Origin of the sequence: Promicromonospora sp. NPDC057138 (assembly GCF_042670845.1) — a bacterium.
Classification (GTDB): Bacteria; Actinomycetota; Actinomycetes; order Actinomycetales; family Cellulomonadaceae; genus Promicromonospora.
Genome location: NZ_JBHUUX010000010.1, coordinates 53,599 through 77,451, shown reverse-complemented (window position 1 = coordinate 77,451; position 23,853 = coordinate 53,599). Strand labels below are relative to the sequence as shown.

Here is a 23,853-nt window from a genome sequence, read left to right as displayed (position 1 = left end):
CGTGCTTTGTGGGGCACGCTTCGAGATCTGTTAGAACCGTGGTTCAGACTGCCGCAAGCAGGCTCACCCGACGACCAGGGGGTTACATGTCCCGTCTGACCAGCGACGTCCAAGCGTTCGAAGCGCACGCGACCGACGCCGACCTCGACGACCTGCGCGCGCGGCTGGCCGCGGCACGGCTGCCGGAAGCCGAGACCGTCCACCGCGCCGGGCCGGGCTCTCGCCGATGGGAACAGGGGGTTCCTCTCGCCGACCTCGTCGACCTCGTGAACCACTGGCGCACCGAGTACGACTGGCGGTCGTTCGAGACGCGCCTCAACCAGATCGGCCAGTTCCGCACGACCATCGACGACCTGGGAATCCACTTCCTGCACCGCCGGTCCACCCGCGCGGACGCCACACCTCTGGTCCTGACGCACGGCTGGCCAGGCAGCATCGCCGAGTTCATCCATGTCATCGACGAGCTGGCGGACCCGAAGGACGCGGACGCGCCGGCGTTCCACGTCGTCGTCCCGTCGCTGCCAGGTTTTGGCTACAGCGACAAGCCCGCCGCGACCGGGTGGGGAGTCGAAAGGATCGCGGCGGCCTGGGTGGAGCTGATGGGCAGGCTCGGCTACGGCACGTTCGTCGCCCACGGCGGCGACTGGGGAGGCAATGTCACCGCGGTCCTCGGCGGCAGGTTCCCGGAGCACGTTCTCGGCATCCACACGACGCTCGCGTTGCCACCGCCCGGGTTGACGACGGAGGGGCTGACGGCGGTCGAGCGCCAGTGTGCCGACGAAACCCGCGACTTCTGGCGCCACCACCGGGCATACGCGAAGCAGCAGGCGACCCGGCCGCAGACCATCGGCTACTCGCTCGTCGACTCGCCGGTCGGGCTTCTCGCCTGGCTCCTCGACAAGTTCGCCGAGTGGTCAGACACCGACGACGGCCCGTTCGAGACGATCTCCAGAGACAGCATTCTTGACGACGTCACCCTGTACTGGCTGACGCGGACCGGCGCGTCGGCGGCCCGCATCTACTACGAGAGCCCCGACTCGCTGGATCCAGAGCTTCGGGTCGACGTCCCGTCGGCGATCACCATGTATCCCGGCGACATCGAGTCGCGGACTCCGCGCGCCTGGGCGCAGGAGCGGTACCGACAGATCGTCCGATGGACGTTGCCCGAGTCCGGGGGACATTTCCCGTCGCTGGAGGTTCCCGAGTACTTCGTCAAGGACCTGCAAGAAGGCCTCGCGACAGTGCTGGCCGCCGGCGGTAGTCGGTAGGGCGCGGTGGCCGCTCCTCCTCGACGTCGATGCCCGTGCTGCAGTTCACTGGCGGGGTTTCACTCGCTTGGTCGGGACGGCGGTGAGTGGGTCTTCCGGCCACGGATGGCGAGGGTAGCGGGCTCGCAGGTCAGCTCGGACCTGGGGATAGCCCTGCTTCCAGAACGAGGCGAGATCGCTCGTGATCGCGACCGGGCGCCGGGCGGGCGACAACAGGTGCAGGACGACCGGGACACGACCGTCCGCGACGGCCGGAGTCGTAGTCCAGCCGAAGACCTCCTGCAGCTTCACGGCGAGCACCGGCGGCTCGACACCGTCGTACGCGAGCCGGACCTCGGAGCCCGACGGGACCTGGATCCGTTCCGGTGCGAGCTCGCCGAACCGGCCTGCCGCGGGCCAGGGCAGCAGTCGCCGGAGCGCCGAGGCCACGTCGATGCGGGCGAGGTCGCGAGCGCCGCGCACAGAGGCGAGCTCGGTACCCAGCCAGTCGTCGAGGCCGGCCAGCAGTGCTTCGTCGTCGACCGCGGGCCACGGGGCGCCGAGATGGGCGTGGCAGAACGCGAGCCGCTCCCGCAGGGCGAGTGCGGCCTCCGACCAGCGCAGCACGGACAGACCGCTGCGCCGGATGCCGTCGCGGACGGCCGCCTGGACCAGCAGCGGGTCGGGATGTAACAGAGGGACGTCGCCCAGCACGATCGCGCCGAGCGCCTCGACGCGCCGCGTCACGATACGGCCGTCGTCCCAGCGGATCTGGTCGGTGGTCGAGACTAGGTCGCCTGCGATGTCTCGCGCCGTGGGCTCATCGATCGGCGCCGCGGAACGGATCCTGGCGTCGGCGCGACCGGGTGCCCGGTCGGCGACCGCGATCGCCAGCCAGGTCGTGGTCCGCAACGGTGACTGCGGATCCAGCGCGGCACCCGTGCCGCCAGACATCTGGTACGTCGCCGAGTCGGTCCCCCGTGCCCGCGCGATCCGGTCCGGATACGCCAGCCCCACCACGATCCCCACCGCAAGATCGTCTGGGACGCCGCGCGTCCCCCGGCCGGCCGGACCGCCCAACGGGTCGCCGGTCGTCGTGCCTCGGCCGAGGCGCTTCGTCTCTTCCCGCCAGCGGGCCGTGGCTCCGCGGTCCTCGCCACGGCGAAGGGCCCGCCAGCGGGCCGGCAGATCATCGCCGGAGCCACGGCCGGAGTCGTCCGACAGCATCGCGACGACCTCGCGTGCCCGGTCGGCGCCGACCCGCGGCGTCCCGTCCAGCAGCGCACGAGCCAACCGAGGATGCACCCCGATCGCCGCCATCCGCCGGCCTCGCTCGGTGATCCGGCCGGAATCGTCGGTGGCCTGGATGCGGCGCAACAGCTCGGTCGCCGCGGTCATCGCGGCCACCGGCGGCGCGTCGAGCAGGGTCAGGCCGTCACCGCCGGGCGCACCCCACGCCGCGAGGTCGAGGGCGAAGGCCGCCAGGTCGGCGATCGCGATCTCCGGCGCCGGATGGTCGTCGAGACGGGCGTGGTCGGTGGCGGACCAGCACCGGTAGACCCGGCCGGGCGCCTCCCGCCCGGCACGTCCCGCTCGCTGGTCGGCCGACGATCTCGAGACCCGGCAGGTGACCAGTGCACCGAGGCCACGGGACTGATCGGTCCGCGGCTCCCGGGAAAGGCCCGCGTCGACCACGACCCGGACCCCGGGCACGGTCAGCGAGCTCTCCGCGACCGACGTCGTGACCACGATCCGACGAGTGGCGGCCGGCGCCAGCGCCCGGTCCTGCTCGGCCCGTGACTGGCGACCGAACAACGGCAGGACGTCCTGGCCGGCCAGACGGCGGGTCACGCCGTTGATCTCGCCCTCCCCCGGGACGAACACGAGGATGTCGCCCTCGTTCTCGGTCAGTGCCCTTCGGACGACGGCGGCGACGTGATCCAGCAGGCGCGGGTCGACCCGCCCGCCGGGGAGCAGCGGCGCGGGGACCGGCGGCGGAGCCCACTCGACCGCCACGTCGAACAGCGGAGCAGACGCGGTGATCACGGGCGCCGGAACGTCCGTGCCCAGTGCGCGGCTCAGCTTGATCGTGTCCGCCGTGGCCGAGGTCGCGACGATCGCCAGGTCTTCCCGAAGGTTCGCCCGGATGTCGACACAGAGCGCGAGCAGCAGATCGGCGTCGAGGTGCCGCTCGTGGCACTCGTCGATCACGATGGCGGCGACACCCGGCAGCTCCGGGTCCCGCTGCAGACGCCGTACGAGGAGCCCCGTCGTCACCACCTCGACACGGAGTCCTTTGCCGCCACTGCGTTCGCCGCGCATCGCGTAGCCGATCCGCTGCCCGAGCGGTTCGCCGACCAGCATCGCCAGCCGGGTCGCGGCCGCACGGGTCGCCATCCTGCGCGGCTCGGCGACGATGATCGTGCCCCCGAGCGCGTCGGCCAGCGCGAGGGGCAGCAGCGAGGTCTTCCCCGATCCGGGCGGCGCGACCAGCACCGCGGCACCGCGCGACCGCACCGCGTCGACCGTGGCGGGCAGGACCGCCCGGACGGGCAGGTCCGCCCCCGGCGTCGACAGATCAGGCAGCAGCACGCACCGACCGTAACCGACGGACACCCTGCAACAATGCGTTCTCGTGAACCATCTGCTGGACCTCGGGTCCCGGAAGTTCTGGCGACTGGTCGGCAGGCCCGTCGACCTCGCCGGCGACCACTCCTGGCTGCGCGCCCCGGTGAGCCGCTCGGCGATCAGGTGGGCGCTGCGTGGTTGCGAACGCTCCGGCCGTCGGGCCGCTACGTGTTCAGCGGCTGCTACTCGGCGCGGCGGCTCCCCGGCAGCGCGCAGCCGAGCGTCCACGTCGCGTTCCCGCTCGAGTCCGGCAACGTCCAGGTGTTCCTGCGCCCGGCCGTCAGCGACGACAGCGGGCTCGTCCTGGAGTCGCCCCCGGGACGGTTCGGGCAGGACGGCGCGTACGTCGTCGTCCACGACGGCGGGCGGGACTTCGCGGCCCGCGTGCCGCTCCACGAGACCTTCCGCCTGTACCCACCGGGTCGATCGTTACAGGTCCACGACTCGCCGAAGGCCGGTGTCGACGGCGTCCATCAGGTTGTCGGGAAGCGCAAGTCCGGTGGGTTCGATGTCAGAGCGGTCCACGGTCATCGGCTGCGACACGTTGACGACCGAGTCCTTCGGCAGCCCGGACGCCAGGGCTGGCAGGAAGACGTTGCCCGGATGCCGCGCATGGGCCGTGTTGGAGGTGATCGGCAGGACGACGACGGTCGCGATGCGGGACTTGTTGTACTGGTCGGACTGCACGACGACGGCAGGTCGCCGCTTGGCGGGAGTGCTCCCCTTGGGTTCTCCGAAATCGACCCAGCACACCTCTGCGCGCCGGATCACCACTCGTCCGAGGCCTCGACCAGGCGGGCGTTCGCAGTGCGACGGAAGTCGGCGTCGTCGTCGCCGGGCTGGCCGATGGCCTCGATAGCGTCGTCGATCTGGGCGGTCAGGTCCGCACCGGTCAGCTCGTCGGCGTAGTGCTCAGCGGCACGCCGGTAGAACTCCGACCGCGTCATGCCGTGCTTCTGCGCGATGTGGTCGAAGCGCTCCGCAGTGTGGTCCGGGAGGCTGATCGCTGTCTTCATGGATCAACGGTATAACTTTTTCTACCCGCTCGCCAGGATCTACAGGCCATCGAGTTGCCTGGTCACTGTGTCGAGTGTCGGCCACGGAGGACCCTCGCGTAGCAAGCGCAGAAGCTCCACCCCGAATCGCCTCCCATTCGGAAACTGGTCGTCAAGGTCCCAACGCCAGGCGGCGACCATCGCGATGACGAGCTGCCGGCACTCGTCCAGCAGTTCTTGGTCAAGGCTGGGGTAGTGCTCGCAGACCGCCTCCGGAACATGGGCGAGGTCGAACTCGACGGGTCCGCGGCAGCACGTCTCGAGGTCGATGAACAAAGGGCCGCTCTTCGTGCTGAGCACATTGCCTGGATGCGGCTCGCCGTGGAGCAGCTGCTCCACGGCGCCGCGGCCGCCGATCGCTCGTCGCAGGCTCGCCAGAGTGCCGCTGAGGAACACGCGGTCCGCGTCGGCAAGCTCCGGCGAGCGGTCCGGGTTGGAGACGATTTCTTCCGCCTCAGTGATCCGGTCCGTGAACCTCGGGCTCGGCACGTCGACCTTGCGCATGCCGGCGTGGAGCTGCTCCAGCGCCTTGGCGTAGTCGGCCGGTGAGATGTGGGGTGTCACGGGCTCGTAGTAGGTCCACAGCGTCACTGCGAAGCCATCGCGCGTGTACACACGCGGGTCCACCCTCGGCTCCAACCGGCCCACCGGGCTTCCGACGTCGGCGAGCCGTTGAGCGAGCTCGACTTCGAGCTGTGCCACCTCTTGCCCCAGAGGAGCGACCCGGGCAAAGACGTCACATGGCGTCAGCCGCAGTGCCAGCTTGTTCGAGTTGTGGAGAACGATCGCATCGTTCGCTGGCAGATCCAGCGATGCGGCGACCGACGTCGCAGCTGCGATCGCATGCGTGACGTCCGTCATCTCCACCCACGAATCTTGGCATGAAACTAGGGACTAAAGTCCCTACCCAACCAGCCCGGGCAGGGGCAAAGTGGTTGTTGGCCTGCGAGACAGGCGAGGGAGCCGAGAGGCTGAGAGGTCAGAAGGTCGAAAGGCCGGCTGGCGACCCCCACAACCTGATCCGGACAATGCCGGCGAAGGGAAATCGCCTCGCAGGTCCTTTCATGCCCTGACGGGCAGCCTCCGTCGGGCAAGCCGCGATGGCGCTTGACGTGGACCGAGCCGGGCGCCAGGCCCGGGCGCCGGTTACCCTACGGCGTGCCAACGAAAGCGGGGATCGACCCGGACGAGCTCGCCACCACCCTTCGGGTGCTGGGCCGGCTCCAGGACCTCGAGCCCAACCATCCCGACGTCCAGACGGTCAAACGGGCGACCGGCTACATGTGGAAGCTGCTCAAGAAGTCCCGTAAGGCCGCGATCCGCGAGGAGCGTCAGGCGCACGACCGGAGCGTCATCGAGCAGACGGCGACCGGTTCGGCGGCGCGGATCGACGACGAGACCGCCGGCATCCCGCTGGTCTCGACCGCGCCGGGGGCGTTCGCCGGGGAGCTGCGCACCGCCCGCGGCTGCTACATCTGCAAGACGGACTACACGCTGGTCGACTCGTTCTACCACTGGCTGTGCCCGGCCTGTGCCGCGAAGAGCCATACGCGGCGCGACCAGCGCACGGACCTGACCGGCCGCCGCGCCCTGCTCACCGGGGGCCGGGCGAAGATCGGCATGTACATCGCGCTGCGCCTGCTGCGCGACGGCGCTCACCTCACCATCACCACCCGCTTCCCGAAGGACGCGGTGCGCCGCTTCTCGGCGATGCCCGACGCCGCCGACTGGCTGCACCGGCTCAAGATCGTCGGCATCGACCTGCGTGACCCCACCCAGGTGATCGCCCTGGCCGACGACGTCGCCGCGGCGGGCCCGCTCGACATCCTGGTCAACAACGCCTGCCAGACGGTCCGCCGGTCCCCGGGTGCCTACTCGCAGCTCGTCGCGGGCGAGTCGTCGCCGGTCGCCCCGCTTCCCCACGGGCTGGAACAGCCGGAGATGGTCACGTTCGATCACGTCTCGGAGGCGCACCCTGCCGCGATAGCGGGGGCACTGACCGCCTTGTCGGTCGCCCACCACGAGGGGCAGTCGCAGGACGACGCCGTCGCGATGCACACCGCGGCGTCCCTGACGGCGCTGGCGCTCCGGGCGGGCTCGGCCTCCCTGGATGCCCACCTGGCCGGCACGGCCGTCGATGCCGGCGGGCTTCTCCCCGACCTGCAGACGACCAACTCGTGGACCCAGGTCGTCGACGAGGTCGACCCGCTGGAGCTCCTGGAGGTCCAGCTCTGCAACGCGATCGCGCCGTTCCTGCTCATCTCCCGGCTGCGGCCCGCGATGCGGGCCGCGACATCCAAGGCGCGACGCGGGTACGTCGTCAACGTCTCGGCGATGGAGGGGCAGTTCTCCCGCCGTTACAAGTCCGCGGGACACCCGCACACCAACATGGCCAAGGCCGCCCTCAACATGCTGACCCGGACCTCCGCGGCGGAGATGTTCGAGAAGGACCGGGTCCTGATGACCGCGGTGGACACCGGGTGGATCACGGACGAGCGCCCGCACCAGGAGAAGCTGCGGATCGCCGCCGAGGGCTGGCATGCGCCCCTCGACCTGGTCGACGGCGCCGCCCGCGTCTATGACCCGATCGTCCAGGGCGAGGCCGGGACGGACCTGTACGGCTGCTTCCTCAAGGACTACGAGCCGTCGCCCTGGTAGAACAGCGACGCCGGGGTCCGGGCCTGCCCGAGCCTACTGAACCCGACCCAGCCACCGCCCCAGTGGTCCACCTTGCCGCCCTGGCAGACATCCGGGATACGATCAACTCGGACTTGGCACGTTGACCGCGGCCGCGGCGGTCAACGTTGTGCGGATCCCCGACAGGTATCTGCATCATCGCAACTTCCAAGCCTGGGTGGATCCCATCGTCACCGACGGCGCTCGTGCCGATGCGATCTTCCAGATGGTTGACTGAAGCACGACGATTGCGTCTACGGAGCTGTTCTCGGCAACATCACTGCAGGTGCGGCCGACGGAGGTGCGTATGGTGAGCGTCGGATCGCACAAGCCCAACATCCGGCAGGTGGCTGTGATCGCCGGGGTGTCGCACATGACGGTGTCTCGCGTGTTGAACGATCACCCGAACATCAAGCCGGACACGCGTCGGCGGGTGCTCGAGGCGATCGAGGAGCTCGACTACCGGCCGAATCTCGCGGCCCGCGCACTGGCGACGCAGCGATCCCGCCGCATCGGTGTGATCGTCGACAGCTCCGGGGCCTTCGGACCCACCAGCGTCCTGAGCGCCATCGAACTGGCAGCGCGCGGTGCGGACTACTCCGTTGCTCAGATCCCACTGCACGAGGGTGACGGGCTGTCACCGCAGGCGGCGGTCGAGAGTCTGATGATGCAGGGGATCGACGCGCTGTGCGTGATCGCGCCGCGATCCTCATCGGTGGCGGCGCTGCGTCGGGTGGTGATCAACGTGCCGATGCTCGTCGTGAAGGCCGACGCCGACCCCACCTTCCTGACGGTGTCGATCGATCAGCAGGCCGGAACGATGCTGCTCGTCGACCATCTGGTGGCGCTCGGACACCGAGACATCCTGCACATCTCCGGTCCGCTCGATTGGCTCGACGCGCGTGCCAGGGAGCGCGCGTTTCACTTCAGGACGAAGTCGTGGGGCATCCGCCAACGTCCGATCGTGGTGGGCGACTGGAGCGCCGACTTCACCTACGACTTCGCGATGGGATTGGATCGACTGCCCGACTACACCGCCGTCTTCGCTGCGAACGACGAAATGGCGGTCGGGCTCATCCACGGTTTGCACGACAAGGGGTTCGATGTCCCGAACGACTTGAGTGTGGTCGGCTTCGACGATGTCCCGCTTGCCCGTCACGTTCTGCCGCCGCTGACCACGATCCGCCAGGACTTCCATGCCCTCGGTGTCGCGGTGGTCGAGATGCTGCGTGCGGCGATCGAGGAACGGGAGATCCCCGCGTTCACACGGATCCCGACCGAGATCGTCACCCGAGCATCCACGGCGCCGCCTCGGGAGGTGCGTTGATGTCCGCGGGCGGATGTGTCACAGGCGCTCGGCCGCGTCCGACGCGCGCGCCTCTGCTCGTCCCCGCTCCACGGCGTTCTCGATGAGGGTGTCGAGCCGCCGACGCGAACGGACGCGGTTCCAGAGCAGCGCGATCAGCAGCAGGGCGACGCCGGCGAGCGTCAGCAGCTGGGGCCAGGGCATGGCCCAGACGAAGTGGGCGGTGGCCGAGGGTGGGACCGCGGCCGTCTCATCGGCGATGGAGGACACCACAGGTGCGACCGTGAGGTCGGCGGGGAAGCCGAACAACGGCCAGACGTCGTCGACGGCCAAGGCGTACGGTCTCTCCTCCCCCGGCAGGATCTCGCTTCGACGCTCCCCCTCGGCGGGGAACGCGACTCTCCGGCCGGCCACGTCCAGCACGCCCTCGACCATCAGCCGGGTGTTCCCGGTGTTGACCACGGTGAACGTCATCGCGATGTCTCCGGCGCGGAACGGATTCCAGGAGAGCAGGTAGTCGGTCTGCACCTGCTCGACGGAGAACGCCGGCATCAGCGGGCCGGTGACCTGCGTCATCACCTTGAAGCCGACCCTGCTCTCCACGCCCACCCCGGTGCCGTCGCCGTGCGCTCCGGAGATCACGGACGCGGCGATGCCTGCAGCATGATCGCCCGGCTCCGCATCCGCGGGGACCGTCAACGAGAACGGAACCACCGCTGTCGCCCCCGGTGCCACGATGACGCTGTCCGGCAGCCTGATCCAGGTTCCGGCCGCCACCGACTCCTGATCCGATCGGAGCATGTCGAATCGGCCGTTCGCGTTGTAGAAGCCGTCAGCGGCGGAAAGGCGGAAAGTGACCTGCTCGGCGCCGAGGTTGCGCACCGCCAGATCGTCCTCCACGGTTTCACCGGGGTCGACCGCGTGCTCCACGAACAAGCGCCCGTCCGGTCCGGATCCGTCGGCAGGCGTCACCGACCACGAGATCGGCGCGTCGTCTTCGGCGCCAGCCGCCGCGGGTGCGCCAAGTAGGGCAAGCGCGGCCAGCACGCTCACCAGCACACGGCGGAGTCGCACAGATTTCACGGGAATACCGATCAGGTGGTCGGGGGCTGGGCCGGTCGCCCGGACCCAGCCCCTCGTTCGGATGGTGCTCAGAACGCGTCTTCGAAGAGTGACAGTGTCAGCAGCGACGTGTAGCTGCCCGGAGCGACGTTCACGTCGGTCTTGAGGACGAGGTCCGCGTTCGCCGTCCACTGCCCGGCCGCGGCCTTCGCCTCGGCCGAGTCGAGCGCGAGCTGAAGCATCTCCTGACCGACGAGACCGACGTTGTTCGGCACCGGCGGCGTCGGGTCATCCTTCGACGTGGCGACTGCATCGCCGGCGGTGACCTCGCCGTTGCCGGTCGTCACCAGCGCCGGCGTCCAGCCGAGGTGGTCTGGCGTGATGCTCGGCTGCCCGGCGGCCCCCGTGAAGTCACCGGCCTGACCAGTGACGTACCAGTACACGCCGGCCGGCACGTCGGTGCGAGTGTCCGTCACCGTCACGTTCGGCAGGGCACCGGTGAACTGACGGTAGGTGGCCGTCGAGCCGGTCTCGGTCAGCACGGACTCGGTGCCGTCGACGGTCAGGCTCAGCGCACCGCCCGCCACGGGGGCGATGTCGACCTTGACGTCGACGCCCGAGCTGTCCTCCTCGTCCGGCCACGCCGCGAAGGCGGCGGCGCCGCCAACGCCTGCCAGCAGCACTCCGCCGAGGATGCCTGCCGCGCAACGGACCGCGGTTCCCTTGGTGATCTTCATGTCTACTCCAGTTTCTCGGTCGGCGTCAGCCGTGCCGAATCAGCGATCAGCCCCAGGCTGTCGATTCGCTCCTCAGGCTTCGCGTGCGACCTCGGTCGGCATCGTTGCCTTCGTCGCGTTCCGTCTGTGGACCACGTTCCAGGCATGTTAACGGGAACAAAGGTCGGGTCTGGCAACTTTCATCCATCAGCGAGGTGACGAAACCGAATCGCTGGCGCCCTTTCGAAACAATTGTTGTTCCCGGTAACATGCGACAGCCGGTCTGTACGAACCCATTGACAGCGACGTCGCGCTGGGCGCGCGATGAGCCGGGAACAGCAACACTCAGCAAAGGAGCTGGTCATGCATGTGAGACCGATGAAAGTTCGATGGTTCGGCGCGACCGTGATCGCCGCCGCCCTTGTCGTGGCCGGCCTGGCCGTGCCACCGTCGGGCGCCGAGGCCAGCGTCGTCCGCACCGATCTGGTGAGCAACGGAGGGTTCGAGAACGGGGTCGCACCCTGGACGAGTCCGGATGGTGGGGTGCTTTCCACCGACACGGAGGTCGCTGCGAGCGGAGCGGCGAGCCTGAAGGTGACCGAGCGGACGCGCACGTCGTCCGGCCCCTGGCAGGACCTCGGCGGAAAGCTCACGCCCGGGTCGTCGTACGACATCTCGGCGACAGTGAAGTTCACTTCTGGCCCGGACACCAAGGAGTTCATCCTCACGCTGGCCTACAGCGATCGATACATCAACGTCGCTCGCGCGGTCGCGACGAGAGGGCAGTGGACGACCGTCAAGGGCTCGTTCACGATTCCCGAGGAGCAGGTTGTCACGGGCGCACGTGTCTTCATCGAGACACCATGGGTGCCCGATCCTTCCGCGGACCCTGCGGCGAACCTCATGGACTTCAACGTCGACGACGTCTCGCTGTTCGAGGTGGAGCCGACGTTCGAGTGGTCGTCCAGCGACCCTGTGATCGTGCCGCAGCCCACCGAGGAGCACCCGTCGCTCGGAGTCAAGGACCCGACTGTCGTGTTCGCCGACGGCAAGTACCACGTGTTCATGACGACCGCCAGCCAGAACGGCTGGAGCATGGCCACCACCAGCTTCACAGACTGGTCCGAAGCAGCCGAAGCGCCGATCACGTATCTGGCGGACTCACCCATCGGCGCCGGTTACACCGCCGCCCCGCAGGTGTTCTTCTTCGAGCCCGATGGCCTGTGGTACCTCATCTACCAGGCCGGCGACCCGTTCTACTCCACGACGGCGAACATCGACGACCCGATGTCCTGGACATCCCCCCGTCCCCTGTACCCGAACGGAACCCCGACGGTCATCCAACAGACCGGAGGATGGCTCGACTTCTTCAACATCTGCGACGCGGAGCTGTGCCATCTCTTCGCTACCGGCGACAACGGCAGGCTCTGGCGCGCAGAGACGTCGATCGAGCAGTTCCCGAACGGCTTCGGAGCGCCCGAGCTCGAGCTCCAGGACACGACCGACAACGTCTTCGAAGCCAGCATGACCTACAAGCTCGACGGCTCCGACAAGTACATCACCATGGTCGAGGCGATCGGGCACCCGGGGCGCTACTTCAGCTCCTGGACCGCCGACGATCTGGCAGGTCCGTGGACGCCGCTCGCGGCGACCGAGGCGGACCCCTTCGCAGGTCCCGCTAACCGGACTTTCGAGAACGAGATCTGGTCGAAGGAGCAGGTGTCGCACGGTGAGATGATCCGCTCCGGATCCGATCAGAACCTCACCCTCGACCCGTGCGAGCCGATGCGCATGCTCTACCAGGGCGTATCCCACACGGCAGAAGCGCCCGACTACATCAGCTTGCCGTACAAGCTCGGCCTCCTCACGGCGGTCGGCGACAACCCGATCTCCGACATGTGCGTCGATGTCGAGTCGTCTGTGTCGCAGAGGACTGTCGCCGGGAAGGTCAACCTCGTCGTGTCCGTGACGAACAACGACTCGTCCCCGGTGTCGCTGACCGTCACATCCGACTTCGGAACCAAGACGATTCACAATCTCATGCCGGGGAAGACGACCTCCGTTGCCTTCAATACGCGCCTCGCGGAGAAGTCCAGCGGGACGATCACGGTCGACGCCACGAAGGAGGGCGCGACGGGACCGGTCTCGTACGAGCGCACGATCGAGTACACCGCGGGCTAGAGGCGGGTACCCGTCCGGCGGGCCGGGAATTCGCCGGACGGCACGTCGGATTCATTCCAGAAGGGGCATCGGGTCAACCACGACTCGATGCCCCTTCGTGATGGGAAGATCACGACGTGGCTTCGTCCCACGCCATCCCGGACTTCGAGACTGAAGAAATCAGTCCCTTGATGCGCGACAGAGCCCCGGTCCCGAGGCAGGCCTTGGGATCGAGGCTCCGCGCGGCACGGACCCGGGTCGGCGGGTCCGTGCTGCTCAGATCAATTGCAGGTGCGGGCTGGGTACGACGCCTCGCTCTCCGTCGAGACGGACTCGCCGTCGATGATCGCCGAGAACTCAGCGGATGCCGCTCCCTCTGGCACGCTCACCTGTCGGGTCGTGAATGCATGTACCGCGTTCGCGCCGGGGGCGACCGACGCCCAGGACTTGCTGCCGTACGGCGTCTCGAAGGCGACCGTGATCGGCACCTCCTCCGCGTTGGTCGCGCGCACGGTGACCACTACTTTTCCGGCCACGCAGCGGGTGCCGGCCGTCAGTTCGACGTCGAGTGTCGGGGCCGGTGCCTTCAGGGTTCCGAGGCGAGCGAGTTCATAGCTGAGCGCTCGCTCGGGGGCGTCGATCTGGTTCTGCGTACCGACCACCCCTGCCGCCACCGTGCGCGCCTCAGCGAGCGTGTCGAGCATCGCCGCCCATGCCTCGGCGGGGTAGTCCCCCGAGTCGAGCGATTCGGCGTAGGCGATCGCTGCCTCCAGGTCGCTCTTGTCGAGCGGCTGGTTCTGCGCCGTCAGGGTGTCGCTCAGCAGGAAGCGATCGAAGTCGACATGGCCGCCGGTCTGCTGGGTCGCGTAGTTGAACAGTGCGACCCGGTGTCCCATGAAGTGTATCGATCCGCCGAACTGGAGCGGTCCGACGGCGTCGCCGAGCTTGGTCCAGTCGATCCCGTCCAAGCTGTAATAGAGGGTCGTGAAGAGCTGCCCCTCACTCCGGGTGAAGTCCAGATCCGCCTTGAGGTACACCTCCGTGGCATCCCCGAGCGCCGTAGCGGTGCCCGGGACGAAGGTCTCGACCGCCGCCTGGTCGGTCGATGCGGGGAAGGGACGTCCGCGATGGACGACCCCCACCGTGTTCACCCCGTTCACGCGCTGGACCGCGATGTACGAGAAGTCCTGGCCGAACGCCGCAAGACCGGCGACGTCGCCGTCGTTCATGCCAGAGATGTCGAGCTTCGTCTCGGCCGACTGCCGAGGCCCGAAAGAGCGCTGCGAGAGCGTGTTGCGCGCTTCTTCGAGCCAGGTGAGCTCGCCACCGGAGTCGCGGTGCGTGTACGCACCGGTGACGACCTTGCCGGCCGTCAGACGCAGCCACCCCTCGCGATCGGTGAGCGACCAGTACCGATTGTCAGGCGTGTGGTTCCACTCCCAGGCCATGTCGAGGTTCGACCCGTTCGGGGCGATCTCATCGGGATGTGGCAGCTCCCCGCCGACCGAGGGATGCCCGACGAGTGACACGTCGTCGACCTTGTAGTCCATGAGGTGGGTGCTGGGGTCTGACGACGGATCCCTCACCCAGGGAGTCTCGACGAAGATGCGGACGTCGGAGAGGGCCTGCGTCGCAGGAATCGTGAACGACCCGGACACCTTGCCCCAGCTCCCACGGGTCACGGCCGTGGCGGGCGTGAGGTTGGTGAAGGTGGTGCTGTTGCCGCCGTACCGGGCAGTGATGAGGAACTGCTTGGTCTCCGGGCTCGCAGGGTTGTCGTACTTGACCCATGCCGAGACGTCGTAGGTGACGCCGTGCTGCACCTTGCCGGTGACGTCCTGCGCCGGCCCCGATCCTGTGGAGGTCCTCCCGGTGACCGCGAGAGCCGTCGAGCCCGTGTGCGCGTCCGTCGTCGGCGAGAGCGTCGCGCCGTCGTTGGCGATCCAGCTCTCCGTGCTTCCGGACTCGACGCCGGGATTGCCGAAGAGTTCAACGCCGACCAGTTCCTCATCGATGTCGGGCGGTGTCGGCAGCGTCCACTGCTCGTCCTGGAAGGCGTGGTGCGGTGCATCGTTGTCGAAGTCGTCGGACGCGACGACGCTCTTGAGTCGTTCGAAGCGCTCCTGCTCGGGGGTGAGTCTGATCGGCTTCTCGAAGATGCCGTCGACCGGCACGACGCCGTTGTTGCCGAAGGTCGGCCACCCGTTGCTCCAGGTCGCCGGGATCAGCGCCGGGATGCGACCGACCGGATACGAGTCGCGGAAGAAGAAGCCGTGCCAGTCGTCGCCGCCCGCGTCATTCTTGATGGGCACAAGGCTGCCCTGCGCGAATCCGTTCGAGTTCAGCACCCCGCGGGACTCGTAGGGCGCCGGTGTGTCTGCGAGGCGCCCGAGCAGGTCGGTCGAGCGGAACATGACGACCTGTCGACCGTCGCCGGGCCAGGTGATCATCACCACGTAGTAGTACCCGTCGATGTAGGACACCTGGGCGCCCTCGAAGATCGTATCGGTGCCGATGTACGGCTTGTCCGCGTAGTCGCTGCGCCGGATCACGTCCGGATAGTCCTGCTCGACCGCCGTCAGCGTCGGGTTCAACCGAACCGCGCTGGAGCCACCGCCACCATAGAAGATGTACGGCGTTCCGCCGTTGGCGTCGTCGAAGAAGAGCGAAGGATCATGGAAGCCTCGACCGAACGCCGTCTTCGTCCACGCTCCGTTCTCGATGTCGTCGGTGCGGTAGAGGAAGGCGCCGCCGAGGTTCAGCGAATTGATCAGCACGTAGAAGGTGCCGTCGTGGAAGCGGATAGACGACGCCCACTGTCCCTGCCCGTAGGAGTTCGAGCCGTTCCGCAGGGACGCGGCATCACTGATGTCGAGGCGATCGAACGCGTAGCTCACGATCTCCCAGTTGACGAGGTCGTACGACTTCATGATCGGTGCGCCAGGGCTGAGATGCATCGTCGTGCTGACCATGTAATAGGTGTCGCGCCCTTCGTCGTTCTGCGACGCGGGGACGCGCTCGACACTGACATCCGGCACGTCGGAATTCAGCATGGGAACCGTGTAGGAGCCGTCGCCGGCATCCGTCGTCGTGTACGACGACTCGGGATTCCATTCGTCGGCGGCCTGGGCGGCGCCCGCCGACGCGGACACGTCGGGGTCGACCGTGGCGGCTGCGGCCGGTCCGGTGACCGGGACCGCGCCGCCACCGGCCACCACTGCCGCCACCCCGGCGGCGACGAACCGCATGAACCAGCGTCGTCGCCGCGACTGCGGCGCGACCGATGAAGAACGAGAAAAGGCAGACATGATCCTCCTTGATCAAGAAAGCCGGACGGTTCACCCGGAGAGAGTGCACCGCGACCCATACCCGTGCGCCTGCGGGAGAACTGTGAGCGCTCGCATCTGTGCTGCTCATGGCGCGGCCACGCCTGATCCAAACTCGAACGAAGCAAGATGCCCTGTAGCCCCGGCTTCGTCGGCTTTGACCAGATTGTGAGCGCTAACACGCCACCTCGTCAAGGCGTTCGCACCTTCCCGCGGTACGGCGTTCGACCAGTCAGACATCGACGGGCTCTTCGGTGACAACACCCGGGATGCGACCGAGGACCCGCAACACTGAGGGCCGGTACGAGTTCTACGCCGGAGACGGCGTCAAGCGAGCAGCGGGGTACAACTACAACAACTGCGACTGACACCTGGTTTGCCCCGGTCAAGGCCAGGGCAAACCATCCCTGCGACCCCTGACCTTGATTCAGCAGGCGGCAGGCGACCTTTATCGGACGAATTATGGCTCCGCCAAACCTACTGAACGCGAGTCAGCCAACCCTGCTGACCCAAAGCAGAGAGGCCCCGCGGACACGACGTCCGCGGGGCCTTCCGACGACCTAGCTCACCAGCCGCGCTCAGCCAGGCGCACCGGCGCCGGCTCCTCCTCGACGTTGATGCCGACCATCGCCTCGCCGAGACCGCGCGAGACCTTGGCGATCACGTCGGCGTCGTCGAAGAACGTGGTGGCCTGCACGATCGCCTTGGCACGCTGCGCCGGGTTGCCCGACTTGAAGATGCCCGAGCCGACGAAGACGCCCTCGGCGCCGAGCTGCATCATCATCGCGGCGTCCGCCGGGGTGGCGATACCGCCCGCGGTGAAGAGCACGACCGGCAGCTTCCCGGTGGTCGCGATCTCCTTGACCAGCTCGTACGGCGCCTGCAGCTCCTTGGCAGCGACGAACAGCTCGTCCTCCGGGAGCGACGTGAGGCGGCGGATCTGCTGGCGGATCTGACGCATGTGGGTGGTCGCGTTCGAGACGTCGCCGGTGCCGGCCTCGCCCTTCGAGCGGATCATCGCGGCACCCTCGGTGATGCGGCGCAGCGCCTCGCCCAGGTTCGTCGCACCGCACACGAACGGCACGGTGAAGTTCCACTTCTCGATGTGGTTCGTGTAGTCCGCGGGGGTCAGCACCTCGGACTCGTCGATGTAGTCGACGCCGAGCGCCTGCAGCACCTGCGCCTCGACGAAGTGCCCGATGCGCGCCTTCGCCATCACGGGGATCGAGACGGCCTCGATGATGCCGTCGATCATGTCGGGGTCGCTCATGCGCGACACGCCACCCTGCGCGCGGATGTCCGCGGGCACCCGCTCCAGCGCCATGACGGCCACCGCACCCGCGTCCTCGGCGATCTTCGCCTGCTCGGGCGTGACGACGTCCATGATGACGCCGCCCTTGAGCATCTCGGCCATGCCGCGCTTCACGCGCGCGGTGCCGACCGTGCCCACAGTGTTCTCGCCGGTCACGGATTCAGTCACGGTTACCTCGCATAGTTCTCGCCGGTGGGATCGACGGGGTCGTTCCAGGCGCTGTCGGCGCCCTGACTTGATCTTATCGCCCGCCCGGACCCGCAGAGCGTCACCCGCCGTTGGGCTCCAGGGCGTGCGGCAGGACGTCGTCCAGCTCCACGGTGCGCGGTATCGGCGCCCGGCCGGCCAGGTAGAACAGCCGCACGTACCAGACCCGGCGCACCCGCCGGGCCTGCGCCACGGCCTCGTTGTGGAAGCGGCGGGCCAGCGTCGCCCGGTACCAGGCGTCGGCGAGCGCCTCCACCACCTCGCCCGCGGGCCCCGACAGCAGGACCCGGATCGCCTCGGGGGCGCCCATTGCCTCCCGCAGCGTCGCCGTCAGCCCGGACTCGGCCCGCTCGCGGTCCGGGCCGAGCCCGTCCATCTTCAGCGCGGCCGCGGGCGAGGTGACGGGCGCCACGTCCGACGCCGCGTAGGCGGCGTCGGCGACCAGGACGGCGCTCGCCGGGTCCAGCGCGCCCGACGCCGCGAGCTCGACCGCCGCGGACGCGCGCCGCACGAGCTGCGCGTCGAGCGCTATCCGAGACGCGGCGACCTTGCGGTGCAGGCGGTCCAGCCGGGACGCGCCGCGCCAGGCGAGCAGCAGGCCGACGCCGAGCGCGGCCAGCGCGATGAGCGCGATCTCGGACCAGGTCATGCGTCGCCTCCGACCCGGCGCGGGAACAGCCCCATGATGCGCCCGACGACGTCGCCGCCGATCGCGTTGTCGGCGGCGAGCGTCATGTCGTACACGGCGAGCACCTGCTCGGTCACGCCGGACCAGTCGAACCGCTGCACCCACTGGGCGGCGTGGGCGCGGTAGGCGTCGCGGCGCGCGGGGTCGGCGAGCAGTGCCAGCACTGTCGCGGCGAGGTCGGCGGGGTCGCCGGTGCGGAACAGGGCGCCGGCGGCGCCGTCGTCCAGGACGCGCTGGAAGGCGCCCAGGTCGCTGGCCACGACCACGGCCCCGGCACTCATCGCCTCGACGAGGACGATGCCGAAGCTCTCGCCGCCGGTCTGCGGCGCGACATACAGGTCGGCGGAGGCCAGCAGCGCGGCCTTGTCGGCGTCGGACACACCGCCCAGGAGCTCGACGGAAGAGGCCCGCTCCCCCAGGAGCTCGCGGGTCTCGGCGGCCGCGCCGTCGCCGCGGCCCGCCACCAGGAACCGCGTGCCGGGCAGGGCGTCGAGGATGGCGGGCACGGCTTGCAGCAGGACGGACAGGCCCTTGCGCGGCTCGTCGAGCCGGCCGAGGAACGTGACGGTCGGCGCCTCGGGCGTGCCGGTCCACTCGGGCCGCCGGGGGCTGTCCGCGAACACCTGCGTGTAGACGCCGTTCGGGATGACGACGGCGTCGCCGCCGAGGTGGTCCACGAGCGTGCGGCGGGCGTCCTCGGACACGGCGATGCGGGCGGCGATCTTCTCCAGGGACTGGCGCACGAGTGGGTAGGCGACCTGCAGCGCCCGCGAGCGCGCCTGCGAGGTGTGGAAGGTCGCGACCACGGGCTCGGTGGCCTGCCACAGCGCGAGCATGGACAGGGACGGCACCATCGGTTCGTGCAGGTGGACGATGTCGAAGGGGTGACCCCCGATGCCGCCCTCCAGCCAGCGGCGCACGCGCGTGGCGGTCAGCGGGCCGAAGGTGAGCCGGGCGACCGACCCGTTGTACGGCACGGGCACGGCCCGGCCGGCGGCGGTGACGACGGCGGGCAGCTCGGTGTCGTCGCTGGAGGGGGCGAGTACGGAGACCTCGTGCCCGGCGGCCTGGAGGGCCTCGGCGAGGTCGCGCACGTGGAACTGGACGCCCCCGGGGGCGTCGAAGGAGTAGGGGCAGACGAGGCCGACGCGCAGGACGCGGTGGCTGCGCCGCCGGACGCCTCTCACCCGGTGCCCCGCACGTCGGCGGCCCTCCGCCGGGCGGGCCCGAGGTCGGCGAGGAAGACCCGCTGCAGCATGTGCCAGTCGTGGGTGTGCTCGACGATGGTCCCGGCGAGCTGGTCCACCCAGCCCTGGGTGAGCAGGCGCGCGCGCTCGTCGCGCGGCAGACCGGCGTCGGGCACGGGCAGGGGCGGGTGGAACCGGATGACGATCCCCCACGGGGTGCCCGCTGCCCGACGGCGGGCGCCGCGCAGCCGCTCGTAGGTGATGCCCACCGCGTGCACGGGGACGCCGGCGTCCAGCCCGACCAGCGCCGGTCCGGCGGCGACCCGGGCGCGGTGCCCGGCGAGGTCGACCTCGATGCCCCTGGCGGTGAGGTCGCGGTCGCTGAGCAGCGGGATGAGCTTGCTGCCCTCCTTGGCGCCGCGGATCAGGGCGCCGAGCGTGTCGCCGTTGCCCAGGGGCAGCACCTGCATGCCGAGGGAGCTGCGGAACCGCACGAACTCCTCGAACAGCTCGTCGGGCTTGAGCCGTTCGGCGACGGTGAGCACGCTCGCGAGGTAGCGGGAGCCGTACGCGCCGGCCAGGTCCCAGTTGCCGAGGTGGCCGAGCGCGAGCGAGGCGGCGCCCCCGGCGTCGACCACGGGGCGCACGTGCTCGTCGTAGCCCTCCACGCGCACGCGCGCCTGGAGCCGTTCCGGGCTGATGCCCTGGAGGGTGAAGGCCTCGCGGAAGTACCGCATGTAGCTGCGCATGCCGGCCCGGGAGAGCCTGCGGACGGCGGCGTCGTCGAGGTCTGGCCGGACGCGCGCGTAGTTGGCCTCCATGCGGCGCACGCCCTTGGTGCGCCGCAGCCAGGTGATGTCGGCCACGACCGTGAACAGGCCCCGCAGGACCGGCTCGGGGATCTTCGTGGCGTTCCGCCACGCGAACGTGTAGAAGGACGCGACGTTCATCAGGCCTCCCGCCGCGTGAGCTGCGCACGCACGGTGGCCATGCGCTGGAAGACGGTCACGAGGCTCGCGAGGGCCAGCAGCGTCAGCACCACCTCGAGCACCACGACGGGCAGGCCGACCTGCAGGAAGGTGAACGGCACGAGCGCCAGGACCAGCCGATCGGCGCGCTCGGCGATGCCGACCTGCGCGGTGGCCCCCACGCTCTCGGCCCGGGCCCGGGCGTACGGGACGACGCTGCCCAGCACCAGGCAGGCCAGCGCGGCCGCGAGGCCCCACAGGCCATGGTGCTCGTCGGGGTGCAGCACGAACCAGAGGGTGATCCCGGCGAACACGGCGCCGTCGGCCACGCGGTCCAGCGTCGAGTCGAGGAACGCGCCCCACGGGCCGGAGCGCCCGGCCATGCGCGCCATCACGCCGTCCAGGGAGTCGAACAGGACGAAGAAGCCGACCAGCAGGCCGCCCACGAGCGTGTACCCCGCGGGGAACAGCGTCAGGGCGATGGTGGTGACCACCACGGTGCCGGCGATGGTCACGGCGTCGGGCGAGACATGCAGGGCGAGCAGCAACCGGGCCAGGGGCGTGAACACCATGGCCATGAAGGAACGCAGGCCCCGCAGCATCAGCTCTCCTCTTCTTCTCCGCCCCCCGTGGTCTCCCACGCCTCAGCGAGCCGACGGCGGGTCTCCCCCAGCAGCTCGGGCATCGCCTTGGTCTGGGCCACCACGGGCAGGAAGTTCGCATCGCCCTGCCAGCGCGGCACCACGTGCTGGTGCAGGTGCGCAGCGATACCCGCGCCCGCCACCTCTCCCTGGTTGATACCAAGATTGAAGCCTGCCGGCGCGTAGACGGCGCGCGACACGCGCATGGCCTGCTGCGTCATCTTCGCCAGCTCGACCGTCTCGACGTCGGTCAGGTCCGTGTAGTCCGACACGTGCCGGTACGGGAGCACCATCAGGTGCCCCGAGTTGTACGGGTACAGGTTCAGGACCACGTAGCACAGCTCACCGCGGGCGACGACGAGGCCCATCTCGTCGTCGCCCTCCGGGATGCGGCAGAACGGGCACGTCGCGATGGTCGAGTCGGCGGGCCGGTCCTGCCCGCCGATGTAGACCATGCGGTGCGGCGTCCAGAGACGCTGGAACCCGTCACCCGGCGGGCCGAAGTCCGCGGCGTCCTGGGCGGTGGGTTCCATCAGGCCTGCTGGGACCGCTCGGCCACCGCCGCCGCGATGCGCTCGACGGCGTCCGCCACCGGCACGCCGTTCTCCTGCGTACCGTCACGGAACCGGAACGACACGGCGCCGGCCTCGACGTCCTCACCGCCCGCGATGAGCGTGAACGGCACCTTCTCCTTGGACGCGTTGCGGATCTTCTTGCCGAACCGGTCGTCGGAGAGGTCCAGCTCGACGCGGATGCCGCGCGCCGTGAGCTGGGCGGCGACGTCCTTCACGTAGTCGTCGAACGCCTCGGCCACGGGAACCATCTTGACCTGCACCGGCGCGAGCCACGCCGGGAAGGCGCCCGCGTAGTGCTCGATGAGCACGCCCATGAACCGCTCGATCGAGCCGAACTTCGCCGAGTGGATCATCACCGGCTGCTGGCGCGTGCCGTCGGCGGCCGTGTACTCCAGCCCGAAGCCCTTGGGCTGGTTGAAGTCGTACTGCACGGTACCCATCTGCCAGGTCCGCCCGATGGCGTCCTTGGCCTGCACGGAGATCTTCGGGCCGTAGAACGCGGCGCCGCCCGGGTCGGCCACGAGCTCCAGGCCGGTCTCGCGGCCCACCTCCTCGAGGATCTTCGTCGCGGCGGACCAGTCCTCCTCCGAGCCCACGAACTTGTCCGGCTTCGAGTCGTCCCGCGTGGACAGCTCCAGGTAGAAGTCGTCCAGGCCGAAGTCGCGCAGCACGCTGAGCATGAACTCCAGCAGGTGCTTGACCTCCCCCGGCGCCTGCTCGGGCGTCACGTAGGAGTGCGAGTCGTCCTGGGTCAGCCCGCGCACGCGGGTCAGGCCCTGCACCACGCCGGACTTCTCGTACCGGTACACCGACCCGAACTCGAACAGGCGCAGCGGCAGCTCGCGGTACGAGCGCCCGCGCGAGGCGAAGATCAGGTTGTGCATCGGGCAGTTCATGGCCTTGAGCCGGTACTTGGACCCCTCGAGGTCCATCTCCGGGAACATCGTGTCCGAGTAGTACGGCAGGTGCCCCGAGGTGTGGAACAGCCCGTCCTTCGTGATGTGCGGCGTGCCGACGTACGAGAAGCCCTCCTCGATGTGCCGCTGGCGGACGTAGTCCTCCATGACCCGCTTGATCACGCCGCCCTTGGGGTGGAACAGCGGCAGGCCGGAGCCGACCTCGTCGTGGAAGCTGAACAGGTCCATCTCGGCGCCGATGCGCCGGTGGTCGCGCCGCTCGGCCTCGGCCAGCCGCTCCAGGTGCGCCTTGAGCTCGTCCTTGCTGGGCCACGCCGTGCCGTAGACGCGCTGCAGCATCGGGTTCTTCTCGCTGCCGCGCCAGTAGGCCGCGGCCGAGCGCATGAGCTGGACGCCGTTACCGATCAGGCGCGTGCTCGGCAGGTGCGGCCCGCGGCACAGGTCGCTCCAAACCACGGTCTCGCTCTCCCGCCCGGCGCCCCGGACGTTGTCGTAGATGGTCAGCTCGGCGCCGCCCACCTCGACGTTCTCGCCGTTCTCGTCGGCACCGCCGTCGCCGGCGCCACCCTTGAGGCCGATCAGCTCCAGCTTGTACGGCTCGTTCGCCAGCTCGGCGCGGGCCTCGTCCTCGGTGACGACCCGACGGCGGAACGTCTGGCCCTCCTTGATGATGCGGCCCATGATCTTGTCGAGGTTCTTGAGGTCCTCGGGCGTGAACGGCGTCTCGACGTCGAAGTCGTAGTAGAAGCCGTCCGTCACCGGCGGGCCGATGCCCAGCTTCGCGTCCGGGTTGACCTGCTGCACCGCCTGCGCCAGCACGTGGGCGGCGCTGTGCCGCAGCACGGCCAGGCCGTCCGGCTCGCCGATGGTCACGGGCTCGACCTCGTGGCCGGCCGGGATCTCGCGGTCGAGGTCCCACAGCTCGCCGTCCACCCGCACCACGACGACGTCGCGGCGCTCGCGGTACAGCTCGGCGCCGGTGGTCGTGGCCGTGGTCGTCGTCGCCCCCGTGGAGTTCTCAGCCGGGGTCTCGCCATCGGCGAGGTCGATGGGGCTGGGCGGCGATGCGACGTCGGACACAGGAGTGCTCCTTGGGGAACGGAAGGAAAACGGATCGAGGGACACCGTCCGCCGGACGGTGCCCCTCGATCGTACCGATCCGTGACCCGCGGTCGCACCGCG

At 69.3% G+C, this 23,853-nt stretch carries 18 protein-coding genes and 1 riboswitch; of the genes, 4 read left to right on the top strand and 14 right to left on the bottom strand.

The features are described 5' to 3' along the window. The first annotated feature begins 86 nt into the window (after window positions 1–86). A complete protein-coding gene (locus ACFT2C_RS09445; protein ID WP_377206779.1) occupies window positions 87–1,268 on the top strand; it encodes an epoxide hydrolase in 1,182 nt (393 codons plus the stop codon). Window positions 1,269–1,313: 45 nt separating this feature from the next. On the opposite strand, the gene hrpB is transcribed toward ACFT2C_RS09445, so the two are convergent. The 4 genes from hrpB to ACFT2C_RS09425 form a co-directional block, all read right to left on the bottom strand. Then, a complete protein-coding gene (gene hrpB, locus ACFT2C_RS09440; protein ID WP_377206778.1) occupies window positions 1,314–3,839 on the bottom strand; it encodes an ATP-dependent helicase HrpB in 2,526 nt (841 codons plus the stop codon). A gap of 465 nt (window positions 3,840–4,304) precedes the next feature. Beyond that, window positions 4,305–4,646: a type II toxin-antitoxin system PemK/MazF family toxin gene (locus tag ACFT2C_RS09435; protein ID WP_377206777.1), complete on the bottom strand. Its 342-nt coding sequence runs from the start codon at window positions 4,644–4,646 to the stop codon at window positions 4,305–4,307. Then, window positions 4,643–4,891, bottom strand: a complete 249-nt coding sequence (locus ACFT2C_RS09430; RefSeq protein WP_377206776.1) for a ribbon-helix-helix protein, CopG family — start codon at window positions 4,889–4,891, stop codon at window positions 4,643–4,645. Before ACFT2C_RS09430 ends, ACFT2C_RS09435 begins: the two co-directional genes overlap by 4 nt. 39 nt (window positions 4,892–4,930) lie before the next feature. Beyond that, window positions 4,931–5,791, bottom strand: coding sequence for a phosphotransferase family protein (locus ACFT2C_RS09425; RefSeq protein WP_377206835.1), 861 nt, complete (start codon window positions 5,789–5,791; stop codon window positions 4,931–4,933). Window positions 5,792–5,878: 87 nt separating this feature from the next. Continuing rightward, window positions 5,879–5,992, top strand: a riboswitch (TPP riboswitch). A 96-nt stretch (window positions 5,993–6,088) separates the two neighbouring features. Between ACFT2C_RS09425 and ACFT2C_RS09420 the strand changes: the two genes are divergently transcribed. Next, complete coding sequence (locus ACFT2C_RS09420; RefSeq protein WP_377206775.1) at window positions 6,089–7,588, top strand: SDR family NAD(P)-dependent oxidoreductase; 1,500 nt, start codon at window positions 6,089–6,091, stop codon at window positions 7,586–7,588. 325 nt (window positions 7,589–7,913) lie between these two features. After that, window positions 7,914–8,933: a LacI family DNA-binding transcriptional regulator gene (locus ACFT2C_RS09415; protein WP_377206774.1), complete on the top strand. Its 1,020-nt coding sequence runs from the start codon at window positions 7,914–7,916 to the stop codon at window positions 8,931–8,933. Window positions 8,934–8,951: 18 nt separating this feature from the next. On the opposite strand, the gene ACFT2C_RS09410 is transcribed toward ACFT2C_RS09415, so the two are convergent. Together ACFT2C_RS09410 and ACFT2C_RS09405 are read right to left on the bottom strand one after the other, a co-directional pair. Next, entirely contained in the window at window positions 8,952–9,986 is a 1,035-nt protein-coding gene (locus ACFT2C_RS09410) for a hypothetical protein (protein WP_377206773.1), read from the bottom strand. A 77-nt stretch (window positions 9,987–10,063) separates the two neighbouring features. Next, the gene (locus ACFT2C_RS09405) at window positions 10,064–10,711 is read right to left on the bottom strand and encodes a hypothetical protein (protein WP_377206772.1); all 648 of its coding nucleotides are present in this window, start codon (window positions 10,709–10,711) and stop codon (window positions 10,064–10,066) included. 342 nt (window positions 10,712–11,053) lie between these two features. On the opposite strand from ACFT2C_RS09405, the gene ACFT2C_RS09400 reads away from it, so the two are divergent. Next, window positions 11,054–12,871, top strand: a complete 1,818-nt coding sequence (locus tag ACFT2C_RS09400; protein WP_377206771.1) for a non-reducing end alpha-L-arabinofuranosidase family hydrolase — start codon at window positions 11,054–11,056, stop codon at window positions 12,869–12,871. Between the two features lie 260 nt (window positions 12,872–13,131). Here the strand turns inward: ACFT2C_RS09400 and ACFT2C_RS09395 are convergent, their stop codons facing one another. The 8 genes from ACFT2C_RS09395 to thrS form a co-directional block, all read right to left on the bottom strand. Then, window positions 13,132–16,158: a family 43 glycosylhydrolase gene (locus ACFT2C_RS09395; protein ID WP_377206770.1), complete on the bottom strand. Its 3,027-nt coding sequence runs from the start codon at window positions 16,156–16,158 to the stop codon at window positions 13,132–13,134. A gap of 583 nt (window positions 16,159–16,741) precedes the next feature. After that, on the bottom strand, window positions 16,742–17,656 hold the full coding sequence (pdxS, locus tag ACFT2C_RS09390; protein ID WP_377206769.1) for a pyridoxal 5'-phosphate synthase lyase subunit PdxS: 915 nt from the start codon (window positions 17,654–17,656) through the stop codon (window positions 16,742–16,744). A gap of 100 nt (window positions 17,657–17,756) precedes the next feature. After that, window positions 17,757–18,344, bottom strand: coding sequence for a hypothetical protein (locus ACFT2C_RS09385; RefSeq protein ID WP_377206768.1), 588 nt, complete (start codon window positions 18,342–18,344; stop codon window positions 17,757–17,759). Next, a complete protein-coding gene (locus tag ACFT2C_RS09380; protein ID WP_377206834.1) occupies window positions 18,341–19,537 on the bottom strand; it encodes a glycosyltransferase family 4 protein in 1,197 nt (398 codons plus the stop codon). Before ACFT2C_RS09380 ends, ACFT2C_RS09385 begins: the two co-directional genes overlap by 4 nt. A gap of 29 nt (window positions 19,538–19,566) precedes the next feature. Beyond that, a complete protein-coding gene (locus ACFT2C_RS09375) occupies window positions 19,567–20,520 on the bottom strand; it encodes a phosphatidylinositol mannoside acyltransferase (protein ID WP_377206767.1) in 954 nt (317 codons plus the stop codon). Beyond that, window positions 20,520–21,140 carry a phosphatidylinositol phosphate synthase gene (pgsA, locus tag ACFT2C_RS09370; protein ID WP_377206766.1) on the bottom strand — a complete coding sequence of 207 codons (621 nt, stop codon included), beginning with the start codon at window positions 21,138–21,140 and terminating at the stop codon, window positions 20,520–20,522. The genes ACFT2C_RS09375 and pgsA overlap by 1 nt, the downstream gene beginning before the upstream one ends. Beyond that, window positions 21,140–21,712: an HIT family protein gene (locus ACFT2C_RS09365; protein WP_377206765.1), complete on the bottom strand. Its 573-nt coding sequence runs from the start codon at window positions 21,710–21,712 to the stop codon at window positions 21,140–21,142. Before ACFT2C_RS09365 ends, pgsA begins: the two co-directional genes overlap by 1 nt. Beyond that, window positions 21,712–23,751: a threonine--tRNA ligase gene (gene thrS, locus ACFT2C_RS09360; RefSeq protein WP_377206764.1), complete on the bottom strand. Its 2,040-nt coding sequence runs from the start codon at window positions 23,749–23,751 to the stop codon at window positions 21,712–21,714. Before thrS ends, ACFT2C_RS09365 begins: the two co-directional genes overlap by 1 nt. Between the last annotated feature and the right edge of the window lie 102 nt (window positions 23,752–23,853).

Excerpts from the sequence above, each read along its gene's own strand:
- ACFT2C_RS09365 (WP_377206765.1), bottom strand. The coding sequence starts at position 21,712 with ATGGAACCCACCGCCCAGGACGCCGCGGACTTCGGCCCGCCGGGTGAC.
- pgsA (WP_377206766.1), bottom strand. The coding sequence starts at position 21,140 with ATGCTGCGGGGCCTGCGTTCCTTCATGGCCATGGTGTTCACGCCCCTG.
- ACFT2C_RS09400 (WP_377206771.1), top strand. The coding sequence starts at position 11,054 with ATGCATGTGAGACCGATGAAAGTTCGATGGTTCGGCGCGACCGTGATC.
- ACFT2C_RS09415 (WP_377206774.1), top strand. The coding sequence starts at position 7,914 with ATGGTGAGCGTCGGATCGCACAAGCCCAACATCCGGCAGGTGGCTGTG.
- ACFT2C_RS09375 (WP_377206767.1), bottom strand. The coding sequence starts at position 20,520 with ATGAACGTCGCGTCCTTCTACACGTTCGCGTGGCGGAACGCCACGAAG.
- ACFT2C_RS09425 (WP_377206835.1), bottom strand. The coding sequence starts at position 5,791 with ATGACGGACGTCACGCATGCGATCGCAGCTGCGACGTCGGTCGCCGCA.
- ACFT2C_RS09405 (WP_377206772.1), bottom strand. The coding sequence starts at position 10,711 with ATGAAGATCACCAAGGGAACCGCGGTCCGTTGCGCGGCAGGCATCCTC.
- ACFT2C_RS09395 (WP_377206770.1), bottom strand. The coding sequence starts at position 16,158 with ATGTCTGCCTTTTCTCGTTCTTCATCGGTCGCGCCGCAGTCGCGGCGA.
- ACFT2C_RS09430 (WP_377206776.1), bottom strand. The coding sequence starts at position 4,891 with ATGAAGACAGCGATCAGCCTCCCGGACCACACTGCGGAGCGCTTCGAC.
- ACFT2C_RS09445 (WP_377206779.1), top strand. The coding sequence starts at position 87 with ATGTCCCGTCTGACCAGCGACGTCCAAGCGTTCGAAGCGCACGCGACC.
- ACFT2C_RS09385 (WP_377206768.1), bottom strand. The coding sequence starts at position 18,344 with ATGACCTGGTCCGAGATCGCGCTCATCGCGCTGGCCGCGCTCGGCGTC.